The organism is Nocardia sp. CC201C, assembly GCF_030010695.1.
In the GTDB taxonomy this organism is placed as follows: Bacteria; Actinomycetota; Actinomycetes; order Mycobacteriales; family Mycobacteriaceae; genus Nocardia; species Nocardia otitidiscaviarum.
In genome coordinates this window covers 18,038-30,919 of the sequence record NZ_JASCXP010000027.1, presented here as the reverse complement: position 1 = coordinate 30,919, position 12,882 = coordinate 18,038, and the positions used below count along the sequence as shown (strand labels likewise).

General features: G+C 68.5%; 17 protein-coding genes and 1 pseudogene. 6 read left to right on the top strand and 12 right to left on the bottom strand.

Going from position 1 to position 12,882, the window contains the following annotated elements:
* The 5 genes and pseudogenes from QK444_RS05280 to QK444_RS05260 all read right to left on the bottom strand — a co-directional run.
* Positions 1-599: pseudogene (locus QK444_RS05280) on the bottom strand (ATP-binding protein); the annotation flags it as partial.
* Complete coding sequence (locus QK444_RS05275; protein ID WP_282777623.1) at positions 596-1,264, bottom strand: response regulator transcription factor; 669 nt, start codon at positions 1,262-1,264, stop codon at positions 596-598. The gene QK444_RS05275 and the pseudogene QK444_RS05280, both read right to left, overlap by 4 nt.
* A gap of 273 nt (positions 1,265-1,537) precedes the next feature.
* Positions 1,538-1,990: an NAD(P)H-dependent oxidoreductase gene (locus tag QK444_RS05270; RefSeq protein WP_282777621.1), complete on the bottom strand. Its 453-nt coding sequence runs from the start codon at positions 1,988-1,990 to the stop codon at positions 1,538-1,540.
* A 439-nt stretch (positions 1,991-2,429) separates the two neighbouring features.
* Positions 2,430-2,894 (bottom strand): DUF5946 family protein, encoded by a 465-nt coding sequence (locus QK444_RS05265; RefSeq protein ID WP_282777619.1) that lies wholly within the window; start codon positions 2,892-2,894, stop codon positions 2,430-2,432.
* A gap of 84 nt (positions 2,895-2,978) precedes the next feature.
* Complete coding sequence (locus tag QK444_RS05260) at positions 2,979-3,530, bottom strand: hypothetical protein (protein ID WP_282777617.1); 552 nt, start codon at positions 3,528-3,530, stop codon at positions 2,979-2,981.
* A 109-nt stretch (positions 3,531-3,639) separates the two neighbouring features.
* Between QK444_RS05260 and QK444_RS05255 the strand changes: the two genes are divergently transcribed.
* On the top strand, positions 3,640-4,671 hold the full coding sequence (locus tag QK444_RS05255; protein WP_282777615.1) for an AraC family transcriptional regulator: 1,032 nt from the start codon (positions 3,640-3,642) through the stop codon (positions 4,669-4,671).
* A gap of 224 nt (positions 4,672-4,895) precedes the next feature.
* On the opposite strand, the gene QK444_RS05250 is transcribed toward QK444_RS05255, so the two are convergent.
* On the bottom strand, positions 4,896-5,648 hold the full coding sequence (locus QK444_RS05250) for a MerR family transcriptional regulator (protein WP_282777613.1): 753 nt from the start codon (positions 5,646-5,648) through the stop codon (positions 4,896-4,898).
* A gap of 43 nt (positions 5,649-5,691) precedes the next feature.
* On the opposite strand from QK444_RS05250, the gene QK444_RS05245 reads away from it, so the two are divergent.
* Positions 5,692-6,150 (top strand): DUF6194 family protein, encoded by a 459-nt coding sequence (locus QK444_RS05245; RefSeq protein ID WP_282777611.1) that lies wholly within the window; start codon positions 5,692-5,694, stop codon positions 6,148-6,150.
* A 9-nt stretch (positions 6,151-6,159) separates the two neighbouring features.
* Here QK444_RS05245 and QK444_RS05240 read toward each other — a convergent pair whose 3' ends face one another.
* The 6 genes from QK444_RS05240 to QK444_RS05215 form a co-directional block, all read right to left on the bottom strand.
* Positions 6,160-6,540: a transcriptional regulator gene (locus tag QK444_RS05240; RefSeq protein WP_282777609.1), complete on the bottom strand. Its 381-nt coding sequence runs from the start codon at positions 6,538-6,540 to the stop codon at positions 6,160-6,162.
* Between the two features lie 158 nt (positions 6,541-6,698).
* Entirely contained in the window at positions 6,699-6,929 is a 231-nt protein-coding gene (locus tag QK444_RS05235) for a hypothetical protein (RefSeq protein WP_282777607.1), read from the bottom strand.
* A gap of 100 nt (positions 6,930-7,029) precedes the next feature.
* Positions 7,030-7,242, bottom strand: coding sequence for a hypothetical protein (locus QK444_RS05230; protein ID WP_282777605.1), 213 nt, complete (start codon positions 7,240-7,242; stop codon positions 7,030-7,032).
* A gap of 78 nt (positions 7,243-7,320) precedes the next feature.
* Positions 7,321-7,596 (bottom strand): hypothetical protein, encoded by a 276-nt coding sequence (locus QK444_RS05225; protein ID WP_282777603.1) that lies wholly within the window; start codon positions 7,594-7,596, stop codon positions 7,321-7,323.
* A gap of 75 nt (positions 7,597-7,671) precedes the next feature.
* Positions 7,672-7,989: a DUF222 domain-containing protein gene (locus QK444_RS05220; protein WP_235204425.1), complete on the bottom strand. Its 318-nt coding sequence runs from the start codon at positions 7,987-7,989 to the stop codon at positions 7,672-7,674.
* Between the two features lie 53 nt (positions 7,990-8,042).
* Positions 8,043-8,915 (bottom strand): sigma-70 family RNA polymerase sigma factor, encoded by an 873-nt coding sequence (locus QK444_RS05215; protein ID WP_282777580.1) that lies wholly within the window; start codon positions 8,913-8,915, stop codon positions 8,043-8,045.
* An 80-nt stretch (positions 8,916-8,995) separates the two neighbouring features.
* Here QK444_RS05215 and QK444_RS05210 point away from each other — a divergent pair, with 80 nt between their 5' ends.
* The 4 genes from QK444_RS05210 (at position 8,996) to QK444_RS05195 (ending at position 12,880) form a co-directional block, all read left to right on the top strand.
* Positions 8,996-9,340 (top strand): DoxX family protein, encoded by a 345-nt coding sequence (locus QK444_RS05210; RefSeq protein ID WP_282777578.1) that lies wholly within the window; start codon positions 8,996-8,998, stop codon positions 9,338-9,340.
* A 450-nt stretch (positions 9,341-9,790) separates the two neighbouring features.
* Complete coding sequence (locus tag QK444_RS05205) at positions 9,791-10,309, top strand: hypothetical protein (RefSeq protein ID WP_282777576.1); 519 nt, start codon at positions 9,791-9,793, stop codon at positions 10,307-10,309.
* Positions 10,310-10,550: 241 nt separating this feature from the next.
* Positions 10,551-11,288 (top strand): GntR family transcriptional regulator, encoded by a 738-nt coding sequence (locus QK444_RS05200; RefSeq protein WP_282777574.1) that lies wholly within the window; start codon positions 10,551-10,553, stop codon positions 11,286-11,288.
* 92 nt (positions 11,289-11,380) lie between these two features.
* Complete coding sequence (locus QK444_RS05195) at positions 11,381-12,880, top strand: NCS1 family nucleobase:cation symporter-1 (protein WP_282777573.1); 1,500 nt, start codon at positions 11,381-11,383, stop codon at positions 12,878-12,880.
* The last annotated feature ends 2 nt before the right edge of the window (positions 12,881-12,882 follow it).

The window sequence follows — 12,882 nt, the reverse complement described above, 5'->3', positions numbered from 1 at the left end:
AACAGCGCCGCGAGCCCGGCCGCGCGCAGGAAGTTCTCGATGAACAGCGCGGCCGTGAAATCGGCCAGCGTATAGACATTGGCGGTGGCGGCCACCGCCGACGCGACGATCATGTAGACGATCGCCCAGCGGGTGGGGAACGCCAGCACCGCCGCCGTCACCGCGATGACGAGCACCCGGAACGGCCAGATGGTGGAGGCGTTCACGGTGTCCGGCTCGAAGACGGCGGGCACGCTGGCGACCACCACCAGGAAACTCAGTGCGGCGCACGCGGAGACGATTTTGATCGGCCGCTGCCCGGTCAGCGTCGCCACCAGGGCCAGGACCGGGAAGAATCCGAAGGTCAGCAGGGCCGCGGTAATTGTCCACCAGAACGGGACGAACCGCCCGTGGTCGGCAATCTCCGGCACCTCGAACAGGCCGATGATGACCCCGCCGATGCCGAGGGAGATGCCGAGGCGACGCATGATCCGGTCGGAGGCGGCCGTCGTCCTGCCGTCGGCCGTATCGAGCGCTCCCCGCAATCGCCGCAGCGCAGCGGTCCACGACATGGCGGCGGCCTCGGCGGGCGGGGAGTCCAGCGCGCTGGACGCGGTCATGCGTTCGTGTCGCGTTCCGGCATGGGCAGCCAGCCGTCCTCGACGGCCCGCTTGTACAGGTCGGTCTTGGTGTGCGCGGGACGTCCGGCATCGGCGTACTTCTGCCGGATACGGCCCAGATAGTCGTTGACGGTCTGCTCGGACAGCCCGGTCAGCCGGGCCACGCGCGACGCCTTCTCACCGGAGGCGTAGAGCTGCAGCACCTCCTGCTGCCGCGGGCTCAGGCCCACGTCCTGGAGTTTGGGGTCGCCGTCGATGGCGGCGGCCCAGTCGGTGGTCACCACCAGCTCCTTGTGCGCGGCACGGCGCACGGCCGCCACCACGGTGGGCACATCCTCGGACTTGCGGACCACGCCGAGCACTCCCGCGCGCGCGGCGGCCCGCACCAGGAACGCGTTGTCCGCACCGGTGAACACCAGCACCTCGACACCGCTCTCCCGCAGCGCCAGCACATTGTCCTCGGGTGAGGACCCGTCCGCCAGCCGCAGATCCAGCACCACCAGATCCAGCTCCGGCGCCGCCGCCAGCAACTCCGGCACCGTACCCGCCGTGATCACCAATTCCAGATCGGGCTCCGGCGCCAACATGGCCGCCAACCCGATCGCCACCGACTCGTGATCCTCGACCAACCCGATCCGGCGTGGCCTCGACTCCTGCGCCTCCACGGCGACCCTTCACCTCTTCCCAATCCCGATGTACCCCGGTGAGCAGTATGACCGTATTTCCGCCAGGTATGTCAGCCACCAGAAATCGGGGGGCGAACTGGACCTCGACCCGACGACGCGCGAGCCCCCGCGAACGGCTGTGCGGTTGGCGAACGGACGTTTGCCGTGCACGGGCTACGAACTCGGCGATCACCCTCTTCTGCGACGCGGCGCGCGAGCTGGTCACGGCCGAACTGGAGCGCCGCCTCGAGGCGGGGTGAGCTCCGGTCGCGTTCACTCCATGAGCTGCGCCGCCACGGTCGCACCGAGTTCCCAGCACGCTTCGAGCGCATCCTTGGACGGTTTGCCCGATACCACCACGTACTCAGCGGCTTTCGTCCACCCGAGTCCGGTCGTGATCGAGGTGACGCCCTTCTCCGCCCCCTCCGTGCCCTCGTTGCCGTGCAGGTAGCACCCGAAGGGACGGCCTCGGGTCGAATCGAGGCAGGGGTAGTAGACGACGTCGAACGCGTGCTTGAGTGCGCCGCTCATGTAACCGAGGTTTGCCGGGGTGCCGAGGAGGTAGCCATCGGCTTCCAGGACATCCGTCGGTGAGACGGCCAGCGCCGCCCGGCGCACGACCTCCACCCCCGCGATGTCGGGATCGGTCGCACCGGAGACCACCGCTTCGAACATCGCCTGCATGAACGGGGACGGCGTGTGGTGGATGATCAGCAAGCGCGGCATGGTGTCGAGCCTAGGGTCCGGTCGGTTCGCAGTGCCAGCAGCCATGCCAGCGCGCACACCAAGTGCGTAGGTGCTATCTACGTAGATATCATCTACATAGATACGGCCAGGCGAGGCGTAACGGTGTCCGGTTTCGTTGGGTGGAGTGTCGAGCTGGGGCTGCTGCGTACTCGCCTGCAACGAATCGCGGAGTCCCGCCGAGGGATTGCCGTCGCTATCCGAGGGCGGCGGCAGGTCGGAAAGTCGCGGCTGGTCCAGGAGTTCCGCGACCCGCGTAGGACGGGTTTGGTCGTCGTGTCCCTGGCCGGCACCGAGTAATCTGTCGCCGAAACCGTCGATCTGGCATGGAACGCCTCCGACGTGCTCTCGGCCTGGAGCTGTACCAAGAGCTCCGCAAGAAGCTGATGCATCAGCGCGTCGAACGTCGCCATCCCTCGACTCAACCGTCCGACGCGAGGTAGCCCGCGACGGTCGCATCGGCGACCTGCCGCATGCGCTCACCGTAGGCCACGTGACCGTCGCCGACGAACCCGCCGTCGGCATCCCTGAGGTCTGCGACACCGAGAGCGAAGCCTGGTGGCGAAACCCTTTGCGGTAGCGCGTGATACGGATCCAGCGGCGTCATGTCGTATCCCGGCCCGCCACTCTTGTTGCGCGCCACCTGATACCGCGCCAGCCGGTTCGTCGCCACCACTCCTCGATCGAGGAAGAACTGCAACAGCCGGAACTGGACATCCGCGAACCGCTCCCGGTTCCGGGACGGGTGCTGCAACACGAAGGTGCAGACCAACGGCGCATGCCACGCCGCCATCTCGGGATCCTGGTGCTCCTGCGCGAGCGCCTCATACCAGGTGTCGACACACGGTGCCGCCGCACCACACTCGCACCCGCCCCTACCGGTCATACCTCCAGGCTAGGCCGCCCGCGATCGCAGGCGGAAGGCATGTGGATGCGCTCGTGTCTGGATGCGGCAGACGGGGCGAACCGATCAGGAATCGGATGTCGGGAGGGGCTTCGCGGGGCTGACCGGGACGGCAGCTGCGGCGTCCAGTGGTTCGGAGTCGGTGGTGATGGAGCCCACCAGGCGTTGGGCGGCGTCGGCGCGTACTCGGTCCTGGACGCCGCGGTCGGCGATACCGGCGATCAGGGTGTCGATGAGGGCGTAGCGGGCCGGGAGGTCGGATTGCGGGGCCGTCGCGGCCGCGTCGAGCAGGAACCGGTGGTCGACCCCGGTGCGGCGGGCGACCAGGAGGGCGACCACGCCGCAGGTGGCGCCGACCAGGGCGGTGAAGATGACCTCCGTCTGCGCGTCGTCGGTGAAGACGCCGAGCAGGACGGCGGCGATGTAGGTGAGTGCGCCCAGGGCGGCGAAGAGTTGGGCGAGCAGGTGACTTCGTCCGATACCGGCGGGACGGCGGCCGCGCAGGGGTGGGGCCGAAAGAATCGCTCCCACAACGGGTACCGACGCGGCTGCGATGACAGCGATCTCGATGTGCGGAGTAGCGGCGGTGGCCGGGAGGGCGGTGATGACGATGTGCACGGTGGCGCTCCTTCGATCCTGAGCCGCGACCGCAGCGTAACCGAAGCAACCAGGTCGTGGTCTTCGATTCGGGGGATGCGGGTGGGTTCGGGTTGCGATGATTCTCGGTATGGCCAGGGACCCTTGGTATGTGCGCTCGACGGTCAGCGCGGCGCTGTTGGTCGACTTCGCGGTGGAGCGGGAGATCGCGGGAGCGGTCGCGTTGGCGGGGACGGGGATCGAGGAGGCGGAGCTCACCGATCCGACGGTGGAGATCGACCTCGATCAGGAGTTCCGGATCATCCGCAACATTCTGGATGTGACCGGGGACGAGCCGGGGCTGGGGCTGATCGCCGGAATGGCGGTGCATCTGCCGGTGATCGGGAATCTCGGGGTGGCGTTGAGCGCGTGCGCGACCGTGCGGGAGATGGTGGAGATGTGGACGCGCTTCGCGGATCTGTCGTTCGCGTATGTGCGGTACGCGCTGGAGACGTCCGGGGCGCAGGTACTGGTGAGCATGGACGCCTCGAACGTTCCCGAGCAGGTGCGGCGGTTCGCGATCGAACGCGATCTCACGCTGATCCGCACGGTGCAGCGGGAGCTGTTGAGCTGGGATGTGCCCGTGCAGCGGCTGGATGTCATCCTCGGCTACTCCCCCGTCTACGAGGCGGTCGGCACGCTGCTGAACGTGCCCGAGATCCGGTTCGACGCCGACCGCACCGCGCTCGTCCTCGACGCCGCCGACCTGCGCCACCCCATGCCGCAGGCCCATCCGCTGCTGCGCGCGCAGTACGAGCGGCTCTGTGTCGAGACCATCCAGAAGCGGCACGCGCGCACCGGCCTCAGCGGGCAGGTGCGCGAACTGCTCGTCTACCGGGGCGGACTCGCGGGCCAGACGGAGGTGGCGGCCGACCTGAACATCAGCGTCCGCACCCTGCGCCGCCGACTCGCCGACGAGGGCACCAGCTTTCGCGCCCTGAGCCACGAGACCACCGGCATGCTCGCCGAGGAACTGCTCGCCCAGGGGTTCACCGTCGACACGGTGGCGCAGCGGCTGGGGTACTCCAGCATGTCTGCCTTCTCCACCGCCTTCCGCACCTGGAAAGGATTGGCCCCCGGTCGTTTCGCCCGCGAGAGTCGGCAGGAGGCCAGCAGGGGCTGACGCGGATGTGCACCGCTCACAACCGGCCGGAACCATCGCATCACGCGCTCGACGACCCACAAGCTACTGCGCCGCAACGTCGCCCGGCGCAATCCCGCCGGTGGCCTTGCGAGCTACTGATCTTCGCGGTACCGGCGGCGGCAGCCTGGGCCCGACGATGCAGCGCACTCATGGCCGACGCCGAGTCTCCTTGCAGCGGCACGCCGTGCACGGCCCGGCCATATCTACCGAACGTCCTGTGCGGTACCGATCGGCGGCAGGAGTGCGTCGAGTTCGGCGGCCGCCGTGAGCAGGGCGCGGGAGCGCGCCGTGATATCCGCGTCCCGGGCGGACAGCCCGGCCAGCACCTCGGCCCAGCGGCGCGCCCCGCGCAGTTGCGGCATGAGCGACTGGAGCGGGGCGATGCGGTAGCCCGCCAGCCGCAGCTGGTGCACGATGCGCGCGTCCCGGACATCGCCGGGCCGGTAGCTGCGCGCCGCACCGGTCGAGCCGCGCCCCGGAGTCACCAAACCCATTGCCTCCCAATGCCGCAGCGTCGACGGTCGCACGCCGAGCGCCTCGGCCAACTCCGAGATGCTCATGGCGTCGGTGGCACGCACGTCGTCGATGGACTCGTCGGCGATGGCGCGAACCGCCGCCTGCGCCAACGCGAGATCGCGGCGTTCCCGATCGAGTCGCGCGTGCGCGGCGTCCAGCAGCGCGAGGGGCTCCGATGGCGGCACCGCGTGCACCGCCCGCATGATGACCTTGGCCTCGACCGGACCCGCACCCGCCGCCAACGCCCGATAGGAGCGGGCGGCACGCACATGCGTGTCGTCGTAGACCCGGTACCCGGTGGGCGTGCGCCGCGCAGGCGGCAGCACCCCGTCGCGTTCGAGGTTGCGCACCTGCTGCACGGAGTACCCGGCCAACCGTGCCACCGCAGCGGTACGCAGACCCGCCGAGTTGCGACTTACACCGCCCTCACCTGCACTCATTACCGAAAACTCTACACAAGCGCTTCAATGCCACGCTGTAACCATGAGCATCGACGAGATCATCGCCTACATCGAAAGCCTCGGCGGCGTGCTGGCCCTGAAGCCGCAGCCCGGCGACGGCACGCCCGAGATCGCGTGGGGCGACGCGTTCTTCTACTACGCCCCCGACGGGCAGGTGCCGACCACCACCCAGCCCTTCGCCACCATCGTGACCAAGGACTATCCCGACGACACCGCGTCACAGCTGCACCGGCCGGACACCTTCCGCGTGAACATCAGCGCCGGAAAGGACGCCTTCATGCAATCGACCGGCCATTCCCCACGCGAAGCCCCCGAGGTCGACGCCAGCGTTGCCGATACGGTCCTACCCCACCCCGTGTACACCAGCGCCGCATGGCTGGCGGTGGTGAACCCGGGCCCGCGCACCGAGGCCACGGTGCGCGAACTGCTCCGCACCGCCCACGACCGCGCGCGCACCCGCTACGACCGGCGCGCCGGCTAGCGCTGCGCCCTACTTCCGGTCGCCCGCGAAGACGTCCAAACCCGCTGCCCGCAAATGGTGTTGCAGCTCGCGCGCATTGAGTTCGGCCAGATACCGGTTGTACGCGTCCATCGCGCGATCGGTATCGCTCGCGGCCGCATCGCGCGCGGGCAGCAGCCCGGCAGGAATTTCTCGAATCTCTTTGCCCGACAAGGGATTTCCTTCGGCCAGCGCCGCATCCCGCTCCATCGCCCGGAACCGGACCAGCCCCCACAGGAAGAATCCCGCGAACACCGGGAACAACAGCACATAGCCCGGATTGTCGTCGACCCCATACCCGGACCCGCGCCCCCACGCCAGCCAACCGAGCAGCAGCAACATCGCGGCCGCCGCCGACACCACGGCACCCACCAGAGTCAGTCGTCTCTTGTCCGGCACAGCGACGATGCTAGCGACCTACTACGTGAGGTAGCAGAGCACCCCTCTCCTGGCACAGCACCGCCCGGCGTTCCCCTCGGCCACCTCGGCACATTCGGTCAGCGGCCAAGTCAGCGCGGTCGATTCTCAGGCTACTCCGGGCCACCCAGCTCGATCGGCCGGTACGCCAGCGCTCTATCCACAATCTGCTCGGGGGTCAGGGGAGGCTCGGAGAAGTCCCAGAAGATGTAGTCGGAAATACGTGGGTCCGCCAGCGTATTCGTCAGCCGAGTGAGCCATTCGTCCAACTGTTCATCGCTACCTTCGGCATTCGCTATGCGCGCGACGAGTTCGACGAGCTGCCCACGATCCAGGTCGGCCATATCGACTCCTTCCTGCCGGACCCGACACGCAATGCGCGTCTACAGGATAGGGTCCGGCTCGGCGACACCGACTGGACGTTCTCACCCATCGCGCCCACGATCAATTCGGTATGACGATGGGACAGGACATGGCGCCCACGGCACAGGCGAGCGAGGTGAGGAGGTTCTGCATCACGTCGGCGGAACCGGTGCCGATGGAACTGCTGCCGGTGCCGGTGGTTTCCGCGGTGGCGGAACCGGCCGCGGTGACGATTCCGGTGGCGACGGCGAGGGTGGCGACAGTTATGCGCAGTGTTCGGGTTCGGCGGATCATGGCTGAATCGTATGGTGGGGCAGTCGAATTCGGCTGCCCCCAAATGCGGGGTCTCGATCGTTTCGTCGATGCCTATTGTCACCACGGCACCATTCCGTCACGGCTCACGAACGAGCCGGAGGCGGCGTCGATTGTCCGCATCGCGGCCGCCACCACCGGTTCGGCGCCCTGTGCGGCGGTGAGTGGCGCTTGGGCGCGGTTGATGGGTGAGAAGTCGGTCTGCACGAAACCCGGATCGACGGAGACGCCCGTGATGCCGGTGTCCGCGAGGACCTTCGACAGGGTGATGGTCAGAGCCGCCGCGCCGCGGCTACCGCCGCTTGCTCCGAGCGCCCGGTCACGATGACCGTGCACCCCGCCAGGCCCAACCTAGCACCACACGGCACCGGCGGAAATCCGCCGTGGCATTCCGCGCACCCGGCGGCCACCTCAGCCTGCGGTCGCCAGCACCCGCCACACCTTTCTGGAACGCGAACGAACCTGCGGAGCCGCGTACTCGATGCGCCGACGCGCTTCGGTCGCACTGATGCGCAACAGATCGGTCAGCAACTCCACGGTGTCCCGATAGCCGGTATCCGCGGCGAGCCCACGGCGCTCGGCCTCGGCGACGGCGGCGCGCATGGCGGCGTCCAGTCGCCTCCGGCGGCGTTCGGTTTCGACGAGGGTGCGCAGCAGGTCGACATCGGCCAGGTCCGGCCATCCTGGTGCTGGAGCATTCGGCGCCAGCGCGGTCGAATGTGTGGTCACCTGACACAGCCTACCGCACGATAGAACATATGTTCGAGAAACGCGGCGGATGCTCAGGCGAGTACGGCGATGTCCAAGCCGCGCAGCCGGTCGGGCTCGGCGATCACTTCGTATTCGGTGATGTGAGTCCCTTCGACCTGGAAGCGCAGGACCAGGGTGAGGCGACCTCGCGGAGCGACCACGGCGCCGACCGTTCCGTCGATGAGGGCGGGTTCGGCGAACGCGGCGCGACGGCCGAATCGGGCGATATCCTCGGTGACGCGGGTGATGCCGTGCGCGGTGAGCGGGGTGCCGGTGGGAACGGCCGCGGCGTCGGCGCGGCGGACAACGTCGGGAGCCAGGATCTCGAGCAGCGCTTCGACATCGCCGGTATGGGCGGCGTCCAGGAACGCCTCGACCACGCGGCGGTGCCGGGCGAGATCCACGCTGGAAACCGCGGGGTTGCCCCGGACGCGTCGACGGGCGCGGCTGGCGAGCTGTTTGGCGGCCGCCGGTGTGCGGTCGACGACCGCGGCGATCTGGTCGAACGGCACCGCGAAGACGTCGTGCAGCACGAAAGCCACCCGTTCGGCGGGCGACAGCCGATCCAGCACCACCAGCAGGGCACGGCTGACCGAGTCCGCCCGCACCGCCGCCTGTTCCGGGTCGTGGGTGGTGTCCCGTAGGTCGGAGGAAACGTCGTCGAGTGGGCGGTCGGGATGGGCGGCGCGGGAACGCAAGTGGTCCAGGCAGATTCGCGAGATCACCGTGGTCAGCCAGGCGGGTAGGTTCGCCACCTCGGCGGGGTCGGTGCGGTGCAGGCGCAACCACGTGTCCTGGACCGCGTCCTCCGCCGCGGCCCATGAGCCGAGCATGCGATAGCCGACGGCGCACAGGTGCGGGCGCTGTGCTTCGAACTGCCTCGCCAGCTCGCCTCGATCGGACATCGGTCACCTTTCCTCACGCTCGTTCGTCTACTGCACGAGTCCCTTTCATCGGGGAGAGCAGCGAACCGAGGAGATGTCCCATGTCTACCGCAGCCATCATCGTGTCCGCACTGGCGGCCCTGGCAGCACTCGTCGCGGCCGGTATCGACATAATCCGGACCGACTGGGTAGCAGGCAACATGGCCCGCTACGGCGTGCCGCGCAACTGGCTGCCGGGGTTGGCGGGCGCCAAGGCCGTGGGCGGAGTGGGGCTGCTGATCGGCTTGGCAGCGCAGCCTCTGGCACTAGCGGCGGCCGCCGGTTTGGCGGTGTACTTCGTACTGGCACTCGCGACCGTAGTGCGTGCCCGCGCGTGGTCGGACGTCGGCTACCCGCTGCCCTATCTGGCGCTCGCGGTGGCCGCGCTGGCACTGCAACTCGCCTGACTGTCCTCGCCATGACGAGTGACCCGCACGACATCAACACGGAACCGCGAGAGTTCGGTTCGGACGCCGAGACTTTCAGGCTCCCGCTGGCTATGCCGGGGACAGCGCGCGCGGTTCGAGGCGGCCGGTGGCGGCGAGCAGGAGATCACCGAGGGAGGCGCGGTCCCAGTCCTCGGCGCTGAGCCCGGCGAGGAAGTTCCGCCAGGGACAGGCGCTCGTCGCGCCCCCAGCGCCGGATCAGTTCGGTTTTCACAGGTAACTCCCGGTTCGGACGGACGATTATCCGTAGTGACGGCGTGCGTCACCGATATTCATCGGACCCGGACGTGAACGGGTGGTGACCGCCCGTGGTCGAAGACGCGATCAGTGCGCGGGCGCCGACGCGGACCGCTAGGGTTCTCGGCGGGCCGCAGCGGTCCACCGGGCACGAATAACGAAGGGACGGCGGGGATGTCGGAAGCATCGGTCGAGGTGCTCCTGGACGACTTCGAGGACAAGGGCAACTGGGAACTCGGCGGTGCGGGCGCGGAGCGGACGCATCTGACCACCTTCGCGGAGGGAGCGCCCAACAAGGAGTTGGCATCCTTCGCCGACGGCGCCGCCGGACGCGACTACCGGGCGCTGGTGCTCTTGATCCGCCGGGCCGCCGACGACTTCGAGGTGGACCTGGTCGCCAGGGCCGGTCGGCCGTTCACCATCGCGGGTGAGCTCACCGCCCTGCGGTTGTGGGTGCGTTCCCCGCACGCCGCCATCCGCGTGGACGCCCGGCTGGAATCCGTGCAGGGCGCGGCGCGAGCGCAGTTCACCAATGTGCCCGCGAGCGGCGAGTGGCAGCATGTGGAACTCGAGGTGCCGCCTATGACGGACGCCAGCCTGACGGGCCTGCGGGTGCGACTCGTGCACGTGGTCAAGCAGCAGGGCGAGGTCATGATCCTGCTCGACGACCTCACCGCCACCACGACCCGCTGAGTAACCCTGAACGATCAGGTCGTAGACGCGCGCCGCGCCGTCGACCAACTCGCTCATCATGGACCGGGTCGGCCGCCGGCAGCACAACCGACCCGAGAGCACGGCCTACCACCGGCCCCCGGCGACGACGCCCGCGTCCGCCGGAACGGGCGGCCGGGTGCGCGAACGGGCGCACGCGACTACGCCGTGCGAGTACGCGGCCGACCACAGCGGCGGGCACGGTGACGGCTACCGTTGCGGGGTGCCACCTCGCCCCCGCCTCCCGCGATTGCCGCAGCTCACCCCGCCGCACGACGCGCGGCGCGGCTACGCGCAGCACGAGGTGCTGAACGAGTTGCGCCGGCTGATCCTGGAGGGAAACCTGCCGCCCGGCACCGGGATGCCGCTCGGAGAGCTGGCGCGGGAGTTCGGAACCAGCGCGATTCCGGTGCGCGAATCACTGCAAACCCTGATCGGTGAGGGGCTCATCGAGCACAAGCCGAACCTCGGGTATCGCGTCACGCAGTTGACCGCCGCGGAGTTGCGGGAGCTGTACCTGGTGCGCGAACGCCTGGAGTCCACGGCGCTGCTGGCGGCGGTTCCGCGCGCCACCGCCGCGGACCACCGGGCGGCGCGGGAGTCGCACGACCGCATGGAGCGGGCGGTGCTCACCGAGAACGCGGTCGCCTACCACCGCGAGACCAGGGAATTCCACCTCGCCCTGGTGCGGCCGTCGGGGATGCCGCGCCTGGTACACATGTTGGAGTACGCCTGGAACATCACCGAGCCGGTGCAGCCCATGGTGCACGTGACCACCGCCGATCGGGTGGTGCTGCACGCCGACCACCGACGGCAGCTGGACGCCTTCCTGGCCCGCGATGCCGAGGCGTTGCTGGCGGCAACCGCGCAGCACCATGCGCGCATGACCGGGGTGCTGGATCAGCTGCCGACGACCAGCGGCTTGCTGGCCGCCGATTCGGACGCCGTAAAAGATATATAGTTTTCGCAACACCCGGGCAATACCCACTCGATAGCGTCGCGCAAATGCCTTTTCCCGCCCGTGAGCGGGACTTCACGATCGGATGTGCGACCATGACCGACACTGTTGTGTCGCCGAGGACCGAGGCGGCCCCGGCGACCACCGCGCCGGCATACGATCCCCGACTCACCAACGAGGATCTCGCCCCGCTGAAAAACCAGACCTGGAGCACCTACAACATCTTCGCGTTCTGGATGTCGGACGTGCACAGCGTCGGCGGATACGTCACCGCGGGCAGCCTGTTCGCCCTCGGTCTGCACAGCTGGCAGGTGCTGGTGGCGCTGGTCGTCGGCATCACCATCGTGTACGGGCTGTGCAATCTGGTCGCCAAGCCCAGCCAGATCACCGGCGTGCCCTACCCGGTGATCTGTCGCAGCGCCTTCGGCGTGCTCGGCGCGAATATCCCGGCCATCATCCGCGGCCTGATCGCGGTTGCCTGGTACGGCATCCAGACCTTCCTGGCCTCGGCGGCCCTGGACGTGGTGCTGATCAAACTGTTCCCGGGACTTGCCCCGTACGCGGTGGTCGGGGATTACGGCTTCGCGGGCCTGTCCGCCCTGGGCTGGGGCAGCTTCCTGCTGCTGTGGGTGTTGCAGGCGGCGGTGTTCTGGCGCGGCATGGAGTCCATTCGCAAGTTCATCGACTTCTGCGGCCCGGCCGTCTACGTGGTCATGTTCGTGTTGTGCGGTTACCTCATCTGGAAGGCCGGGTGGAGCGCCATCGACCTGAACCTGGGCGCGGTCACGCTGTCCGGCTGGGAGGCGGTGCCGGTCATGCTGGGCGCGATCGCGCTGGTGGTGTCGTACTTCTCCGGACCGATGCTCAACTTCGGCGACTTCTCGCGCTACGGCCGCAGCTTCGCCGCCGTCAAGCGCGGCAACCTGCTGGGCCTGCCGCTGAACTTCCTGGTGTTCTCGCTGCTCGTGGTGATCACCGCCGGGTTGACGCTGCCGGTGTACGGCGAACTCATCACCGACCCGGTCGCGACCGTGGCCCGCATCGACAACACCTTCGCGATCGTGCTGGGCGCGCTCACCTTCAGCATCGCCACCATCGGCATCAATATCGTCGCCAACTTCATCTCCCCCGCCTTCGACTTCTCCAACGTCGATCCGCAGCGCATCAGCTGGCGGGCGGGCGGCATGATCGCGGCCGTCGGTTCGGTGCTCATCACGCCGTGGAACCTGTACAACAACCCGGAGGTCATCCACTACACGCTGGAGACCCTGGGCGCGTTCATCGGCCCGCTGTTCGGCGTGCTCATCGCCGACTACTACCTGGTGCGCAAGCAGCGGGTGATCGTCGACGACCTGTTCACCATGGCGAAGACCGGAACCTACTGGTACCGCAAGGGATACAACCCGGCCGCCGTGCTGGCCACCGCGATCGGCGCGGCGGTGGCCGTATTCCCGGTGCTCACCTCCGGTGATATCACGGGTATGTACACCGCCGCCCAGTACAGCTGGTTCATCGGCTGCGCACTCGGGCTCGTCTGCTACCACCTGCTGGCCACGCGCGGGCCACTGAAGCTACCCGCGCCCGAAACTCGGTGAGG

Coding starts and splice junctions, on each gene's coding strand:
- QK444_RS05250 (WP_282777613.1), bottom strand. CDS start 5,648: ATGAGTGCAGGTGAGGGCGGTGTAAGTCGCAACTCGGCGGGTCTGCGT.
- QK444_RS05230 (WP_282777605.1), bottom strand. CDS start 7,242: ATGATCCGCCGAACCCGAACACTGCGCATAACTGTCGCCACCCTCGCC.
- QK444_RS05235 (WP_282777607.1), bottom strand. CDS start 6,929: ATGGCCGACCTGGATCGTGGGCAGCTCGTCGAACTCGTCGCGCGCATA.
- QK444_RS05210 (WP_282777578.1), top strand. CDS start 8,996: ATGTCTACCGCAGCCATCATCGTGTCCGCACTGGCGGCCCTGGCAGCA.
- QK444_RS05205 (WP_282777576.1), top strand. CDS start 9,791: ATGTCGGAAGCATCGGTCGAGGTGCTCCTGGACGACTTCGAGGACAAG.
- QK444_RS05270 (WP_282777621.1), bottom strand. CDS start 1,990: ATGCCGCGCTTGCTGATCATCCACCACACGCCGTCCCCGTTCATGCAG.
- QK444_RS05215 (WP_282777580.1), bottom strand. CDS start 8,915: ATGTCCGATCGAGGCGAGCTGGCGAGGCAGTTCGAAGCACAGCGCCCG.
- QK444_RS05255 (WP_282777615.1), top strand. CDS start 3,640: ATGGCCAGGGACCCTTGGTATGTGCGCTCGACGGTCAGCGCGGCGCTG.
- QK444_RS05245 (WP_282777611.1), top strand. CDS start 5,692: ATGAGCATCGACGAGATCATCGCCTACATCGAAAGCCTCGGCGGCGTG.
- QK444_RS05265 (WP_282777619.1), bottom strand. CDS start 2,894: ATGACCGGTAGGGGCGGGTGCGAGTGTGGTGCGGCGGCACCGTGTGTC.
- QK444_RS05195 (WP_282777573.1), top strand. CDS start 11,381: ATGACCGACACTGTTGTGTCGCCGAGGACCGAGGCGGCCCCGGCGACC.